General features: G+C 61.7%; 4 protein-coding genes and 1 pseudogene. All 5 read left to right on the forward strand.

Translation table 11 applies throughout. The annotated features are described in order from the left end of the window. On the forward strand, window positions 1–396 hold a 396-nt coding region (locus AHiyo1_RS13335), incomplete at its 5' end, for an FCD domain-containing protein (RefSeq protein WP_113990662.1). A gap of 152 nt (window positions 397–548) precedes the next feature. Continuing rightward, a complete protein-coding gene (locus AHiyo1_RS13340; protein WP_059388891.1) occupies window positions 549–1,613 on the forward strand; it encodes a LacI family DNA-binding transcriptional regulator in 1,065 nt (354 codons plus the stop codon). A 430-nt stretch (window positions 1,614–2,043) separates the two neighbouring features. Further along, window positions 2,044–3,485 (forward strand): annotated as a pseudogene (argH, locus tag AHiyo1_RS13345) (argininosuccinate lyase). A 71-nt stretch (window positions 3,486–3,556) separates the two neighbouring features. Beyond that, window positions 3,557–4,471 carry an amino acid ABC transporter permease gene (locus tag AHiyo1_RS13350; RefSeq protein ID WP_059388892.1) on the forward strand — a complete coding sequence of 305 codons (915 nt, stop codon included), beginning with the start codon at window positions 3,557–3,559 and terminating at the stop codon, window positions 4,469–4,471. Further along, window positions 4,468–5,232, forward strand: coding sequence for an amino acid ABC transporter ATP-binding protein (locus tag AHiyo1_RS13355; RefSeq protein WP_059388893.1), 765 nt, complete (start codon window positions 4,468–4,470; stop codon window positions 5,230–5,232). The genes AHiyo1_RS13350 and AHiyo1_RS13355 overlap by 4 nt, the downstream gene beginning before the upstream one ends. Window positions 5,233–5,306 lie beyond the last annotated feature (74 nt).

Genomic DNA, 5,306 nt, shown 5'->3' on the forward strand with positions numbered 1-5,306 from the left:
CGCCGCCTGATCGAACCGGCGGCCGTGCTGTGGGGCGATGTCCCGGCCGGAGCCCTCGACGCCATGGACGTGATCGTCGACAAAGCCCGGGCTGCCCTCGCCGAGGGATCGGTGGCCGGCATGGCGGACGCCAACCAGGAGTTGCACAAGGCCCTGGTGTCGCTGTCCGGAAGCGCCTCCCTGGACGCATTGATGGAGAAAGTGCTGGCCGAGATGCGATTGGTCTTCCACGCGATGGCCACCACACCCGACTTCCACGGGCATTACGTGGAGCGCAACGCCGCCTTGGTTGCCCAGATCCGCAACGGTCAGCGCGAAGAGGCCGCAGCCGAGTTGCGCCGCTACCTCGACGGTGCCGAGCACGAACTCCTGGTGCACATCGGGGCAATTCCCTAGGCCGTGGGCACAGAGACTCGGTGATCTATCCCGAAGCCAGAGTGGACAAAGGGAACCACACGCGTGAAACCGGTGTCACTGGAATTTGTGCCGAATTGTTTGACCGGGCAATGTTTGCCTGAATGGGGCTAATTTTGATGTAGATTCTTTTCATGGATTCCCTGTCGCATCGGACTGCAAGCCTCATGGATGTTGCACGCCTCGCGGGCGTTTCACGTTCGACGGCGGCGCGGGCCCTAGGCGGGTATGGATCCGTCAGCGGCGAACTCGTCGCGATGGTGGTGGCTGCTGCCGAAACCCTGGGATACCGCGGAAATGCCCTTGCCCGCAGTGTTAGCTCGGGGCGGTCCCACACCATCGGCGTGGTTGTCAGCGACATCGAGAACCCATATTTTGCCCGGGCAGTCCGGGGTATCGCGGACAAAGCCAAGGAATCCGGGTTCGACGTCATCCTGGCCAACACGGATGAGAACGTCGAAGCGGAAAGGGCTGCGGTTCAGGTTTTCCTCGACAAGAGGGTGGACGGTTTGATAGTTGCTTCCGCGACGCGGAGCGACTCGGCACATTTGCTTGACGTCGTCAGGATGGAAAGGCCCTTGGTCTTGTTCGACCGCAGACCGGACGACGTCGTTGCGGACCGGGTGGGGACGGATTCATACGCTGACGCCCGTAAGGTTCTAGGTCACCTGGCGGAACATGGTCACCGAAGGATTGCTTTCGTCTCGGCGACCACCAAGACGCCGGAAGAACTGGAAGCAGGGCACCCGTTGCCCATTTCGACCATCGCAGACCGCGTACGTGCCATCAAGGACGAGTCCGCAGAGACCGGCCTGGAGTACCAGCTCATTTCGGGAGTCATGAGCCCCGAGCTCACGCATGCCGCTGTGACCGAGTTGCTAGGCTCTCCTGGCCGCCCCAGTGCCCTGATTATGTCCTACAGCCGCCTGGCACTCCCTGCCTTTCAGGCCATCAAGGCGCTCGGGCTCCGGGTTCCGGACGATGTGTCCCTGGTTTGCCTGGATGACACCGACTGGATGACCGTCAGTGCGCCTCCTGTCTCTGCCGTGCACGTCCCGTCATATGAATTGGGTGTCCGTGCCGCGGAGATCCTGCTCGCGAGAATTGCCGGGGGCGGGCCTGAATCAACGGATCACCTTCTTCCCACCGAGTTCGTGGAACGCGAGTCAGTGGGACACCTCAGCCTCGCTACGCCGTAATCTCCGCGTACTGACAGCAGCGGATAGCCGACGCTCTGGCCGGCCGCTCGCGCCGTAGAGCGCGCCCGTAGAGCGCGCCCTCCAACCGCGCCTTCCGGGCGCCGCAGTTGCCTTGGACCCTGCCGCAACGCGCCGACGTCGATGTAGCAAACCAAAAAACTATTGATGAAGATACCGGTGTCCTGTACGGTTCGTCAGAAGAGACACCGGTCTCTCCGGTAAGAATGATACCGGTGTCTCAGATGGTGATGACGCATGTTTCAAGCGTGAACATTCTCTGTAAATTGCATGTTTCAATCTCAGAAATATCTCAAATTTCATTGACCTCACTGGTTTACTAAGGAAATACTTTAGTTGCATCCAAGGTGACGTATCTCACCAGATGCACCCCACCAGTGGCAAGACGCCGATAGATCTAGGAGTTTCACTCATGACAGGACAGACCAAGCTGTGGGGCGGCAGGTTCGCCGGCACGTCGAGTCCGGAGCTGTCCCGCTTTTCCCGCTCGGACCCTCGCTACTTTGCCTTGGCCCCTTATGACCTCCATGGTTCACGGGCCCACGTCCGGGAGTTGAACCGGGCGGGACTCATCAACGACGACGAGCTGCCCGGCTTCCTCTCCACGATCAACGAGTTGGCGCATGATGTTGCGCAGGGAAAGGCAGTTCCGCAGCAGGAGGACGAAGATGTCCACACTTTCCTGGAGCGCCTTCTGATCGAGCGCATGGGACCCGTTGGCGGCAAGATCAGAGCAGGCCGGTCCCGCAATGACCAAGCAGCCAATGACCTCCGCCTGTACATGCGGGACAAGGTCCGCGGGGTCAGTGCCCTCGTGTTGGAGCTGGCCGAGGCACTGGCCGGGCAGGCCGAGCAGCACCTTCGAACCCCGGTGCCGGGATTCACCCACCTCCAGTCAGCCCAACCTGTGGTCTTCGCCCACCAGCTTCTGGCCCATGCCCAGCCGTTGCTGCGGGACTTGCACCGATTCCAGGATTGGGACCGCCGCTCAGCCGTGTCTCCGCTCGGCGCAGCAGCCCTTGCCGGTTCCACTTTCGCGCTCCACCCCGAGCTTGCCGCCCGGGAGCAGGGGTACGAGACGAGCGCCGAGAATTCGATTGACGCCGTCGGAAGCCGCGATGCGGCAATCGAATTCCTGTTCGTCTGCTCGCTGACCTTGATCGACATCTCCCGGCTGTGCGAAGAAATCATCTCCTGGGCATCCCAGCAGTTCGGCTGGATCCGCATGGATGACGCCTACTGCACGGGCAGCTCGATCATGCCGCAGAAGAAGAACCCGGACATCGCGGAAATCGCCCGTGGAAAGTCGGGCCGGGTCCTTGGCGACCTCATGGGCCTCATGGCCACCGTCAAGTCGCTTCCCCTGGCCTACAACCGGGACCTCGCGGAGGACAAGAACGCAGTCTTCGACGCTGTGGACACCCTGGAGGTGGCGCTTCCGGCCCTCAGCGGGCTGGTGCGCACCTTCACCGTCAATGTCGAGGCCACCACAAAGCAGGCGACGGCGGGCTTCACCCTTGCCACCGAAGTCGCCGACTGGCTCGCCAAGCAGGACATCCCGTTCAGCGAGGCGCACGAGATCTCGGGAGCCTGGTCCGTTTCTGCGAAACGAACGGACTGGACTACGGGGATCTGAGCACCGAACAGCTCGCCTCCGTGGACCCGCGCCTCACACCCGAGGTGAAATCGGTCCTCACCATCGAAGCAGCACTCGAGGCACATTCCGGGTTCGGTGGAACCGCACCGCATCGCGTTGCGGAACAGCTCGCCCGCCTACGGGCACACCTTGACCAGGTGAAGAGCTGGACCGGCGACTATCAGGGCCTGCGGGTCACACCACGAGACCAAGCCTAGGGAGTTGGTCCGTGCCGTGACCATCCTCTCTGCCCCATCGAACCCCTACCTAGGAACAACCAGGAACAGCTATGAATACTCAAATCGAGCCGCGCGTCGCGAGCGACGCGCCGGAGCTGAAGATTGTCCCGCGCCGACATCTAGGCCGCTGGGCCGGCGCGGCCGTGGTGGTGTTTCTGTTGGTCTGGTTGGGAATCTCCTTTTCCCGCGCACAGATCGACTGGCCCACCGTCCAGGAATACCTGACCGTCCCGGTGCTCATCCAAGGGATCGGCGTTGCGATCATTCTGACGGTCGTCGCCATGGTGATTGGCGTTGCCTTGGGCGTTGTCACGGCCATCATGAGGCTGTCCAAAAATCCCGTGGTGTCTGGTGTGGCCTGGTTGTACATCTGGGTTTTCCGCGGAACCCCGGTGTACCTGCAACTACTCATGTGGTTCAACTTGGCCCTGATCTTCCCGTACATCGGGATCCCGGGGGTGTTCCAGGGGCGCATGATCGACCTCCTGACTCCGTTTGTGGCAGCATCGATCGGCCTTGGCCTCAACCAGGGCGCCTACACCTCCGAGGTGGTCCGCGGCGGCATCCTGTCCGTCGATGAGGGGCAGACCGAGGCCGCCCAGGCAATCGGCATGACCAGGCTGCAGGCGATGCGGAAAATCGTGCTCCCGCAGGCCATGCGGGTCATCATTCCGCCGTTGGGCAACGAGGTGATCGGCATGCTCAAGACCACCTCGCTTGCCTCGGCCATCGGCGTGAGCGAAATCCTCTCCGAAGCCCAGCACATCTACTACGTGAACAACCGAATCATGGAACTGCTGATCGTCTGTGCCATCTGGTACTTGGGAGCCGTGTCGCTCCTGAGCATCGGCCAGTTCTACCTCGAACGCTTCTTCGCCAAGGGTTCTTCCAGCAAACAGCTTCCCCTGACACCGCTCCAGCACCTGAAGAAATTCTTCGGCACCAACAGAAAGGCCATCCGATGAGCGACGTCCTCGTCCGGGCCGAAAACGTCCACAAGAGCTTCGGCCTCAACCAGGTCCTGAAAGGGATCAACCTAGAGGTCAGGTCCGGCGAAGTGGTCTGCCTGCTGGGCGCCTCAGGATCCGGCAAGAGCACCTTCCTGCGCTGCATCAACCACCTTGAGACGCTTTCCAACGGCCGAATCTGGGTTGGCGACCGCGTAGTGGGCTACCGCCAGGACGGGAACCGCCTGTTCGAGCTTTCGGACAAGCAGGCTGCCCGGCAGAGGCAGTCCATCGGCATGGTCTTCCAGAGGTTCAACCTGTTTCCCCACATGACCGTCCTGGAAAACATCATCGAAGGCCCGGTCCTGGTCAAGAAGGAGAAACCGGCCGAAGCCCGCAAATTCGCTTCGGAATTGCTGGCGCGCGTCGGGCTCGCAGGACGCGAGGACTCCTACCCCCGGCAGCTCTCCGGAGGCCAGCAGCAGCGCGTGGCAATCGCCCGGGCGCTTGCCATGCGACCGGAACTGATCCTTTTCGATGAGCCGACCTCGGCACTGGACCCTGAGCTTGTGGGCGAAGTCCTCGACGTCATGAAGGACCTCGCTTTCTCGGGACTCACCATGATCGTGGTTACCCACGAAATCGGCTTCGCCAAGGAAGTCGCGGACCGTGTGGCCTTCATGCACAACGGACAGATCGTCGAGATGGGCCCGCCCTCGGAAGTCATTGGAAACCCCCAGCACGAACGCACGCAGGCTTTCCTCTCACGCGTCCTCTAAACCCCTCCCATCACATCCCACCCCTCCCTCACAACAAACGGAGCCAACATGAAGCACCTCAAGACTGCTGTCCG

Origin of the sequence: Arthrobacter sp. Hiyo1 (assembly GCF_001263615.2) — a bacterium.
GTDB lineage: Bacteria > Actinomycetota > Actinomycetes > Actinomycetales > Micrococcaceae > Arthrobacter.